The following is a 1,907-nucleotide window of genomic DNA, read 5'->3' as shown; positions in this document are numbered from 1 at the left end:
GCATACGAGGTCTGCGGATGTCGTGTGGGCTCGGAGATGTGTATAAGAGATAGGGCCCGTGCTCGTGATTGCCGGGGCGGGCTCCGGCAAGACGCGCACGCTCACGTACCGCGTGGCGCGCATGCTGGAGCGGGGCGTGCCGCCGTCCTCGCTCCTGCTGCTCACGTTCACCAACAAGGCCGCGCGCGAGATGATCCGCCGCGTGGAGGAGCTGGCCGGCGGCTTCGCGGACGTGGGCAGCCTCCTGGGCGGCACCTTCCACCACGCGGCGCACGTGCTCCTGCGCCAGCACGCGGGGGCGCTGGGCTTCTCCACCGGCTTCACGGTGCTGGACCGCGAGGACGCGCGCGACCTGATGGCCACGTGCCTCGCGGAGCGGAAGCTGCGCAGCGACAAGCGCTTCCCGCGCCCGGACGCGCTGCTGGACCTGGTCTCCCTGGCCACCAACCTCCAGCAGCCCGTGTCGCAGGTGCTGGTGGACCGGCGCCGGGAGCTGCTCCCCGTGGCCCCGGAGATCTTCGCCACCGCGCGCCGCTTCCAGCAGCGCAAGGCCCAGTTGCACCTGATGGACTACGACGACCTGCTCGCGCACCTGAAGCGGCTCCTGGAGGACCACCCCTCCATCCGCGCGGAGCTCACCGGGCGCTTCCAGGGCGTGCTCGTGGACGAGTACCAGGACACCAACCGCCTCCAGGGCGACCTCGTGGACCTGCTCGTGGGCGAGCGCAAGAACCTCACCGTCGTGGGCGACGACTGCCAGTCCATCTACAGCTTCCGGGGCGCGGAGTTCACCAACATCATCGACTTCCCCCAGCGCTACCCCGGCTGCGGCATCTACCCGCTCACGCGCAACTACCGCTCCACGCCGCAGGTGCTGCGCCTGGCCAACGCGGTCATCGCGCGCAACACGCGCCAGTTCCCCAAGGCGCTCGTGTCCGACGGCGCGCCCGGCGCCGTGCCCCAGGTGGTGCCCACCCGCGACGTGAAGGCCCAGGCCGCCTTCGTCGCCGAGCGCGTCCTGGAGCTGCGCGGCCAGGGGCACCGGCTGGAGTCCATGGCGGTGCTGTACCGCGCCCATCTGCACTCGCGGGAGCTCCAACTGGAGCTGGCCCGCCACGGGCTTCCGTTCCGCGTGCGCTCCGGGGTGCGCTTCTTCGAGCAGACCCACGTCAAGGACGCGCTGGCCCACCTGCGATGGGCGCACCACCGCGCGGACGAGCTGGCCTTCAAGCGGCTCGCGCGGAAGCTCCCCGGCGTGGGCACCGCCAGCACCGAGCACCTGTGGACCGCCCTGGCCGCGCTGCCCCCGGAGCTGTCCCTGACGGACGCGCTGGCCCACCCGGACGTCCAGGCCCATGTCCCGAGCAAGGCGCGGGCAGGCTTCCAGCGCTTCCAGGCGCTGATGACCACCCTGTCCGCCGGCGGGCCCCGTAACCCGGGCGCGCTGCTCGCGGACGTGCTGGTGGCGCGCGAGCCCCCGGCCACCCCGGACGGGGAGGACCCCCGCGCGGAGGACCTTCGCCAGCTCCAGGAGTTCGCCGGCCGCTTCGAGGACGTGCCCCGCTTCCTGTCCGACATCGCCCTGGTGTCCGAGTTCTCCGCCCGGGCCGCCCTGGACGGCGAGCCGCCCGACGACGTGCTCACCCTCACCACGGTCCATCAGGCCAAGGGGCTGGAGTGGCGGACCGTCTTCGTGCTGGGGCTCGTGGACGGGCGCTTCCCCCTGTCGCAGGCCACGCGCGACCCGGAGAACGAGGAGGAGGAGCGCCGCCTCTTCTACGTCGCCGTCACCCGGGCCCGGGAGGCGCTGTGGCTCGTGTACCCCCACACCTCGCTGCCCCGGGAGGACGGACGGCTGCTGCTCACCCCGTCGCGCTTCCTGGCCGAACTGCCGGCCGGTCCTGACG

Annotated in this window: 1 protein-coding gene; it reads left to right on the top strand. The window is 72.7% G+C overall.

The genetic code is table 11. The features are described from left to right. Positions 1 to 49 precede the first annotated feature (49 nt). Positions 50 to 1,907: ATP-dependent helicase (locus D7W79_RS41660; protein ID WP_244222273.1), on the top strand; the 1,858-nt coding region annotated here is incomplete at its 3' end.

This window comes from Corallococcus exercitus (assembly GCF_003611585.1).
GTDB classification, from domain to species: Bacteria; Myxococcota; Myxococcia; order Myxococcales; family Myxococcaceae; genus Corallococcus; species Corallococcus exercitus.
Note: the sequence above shows the minus strand (reverse complement) of the source record. Positions and strands in the feature narration are given on the sequence as shown.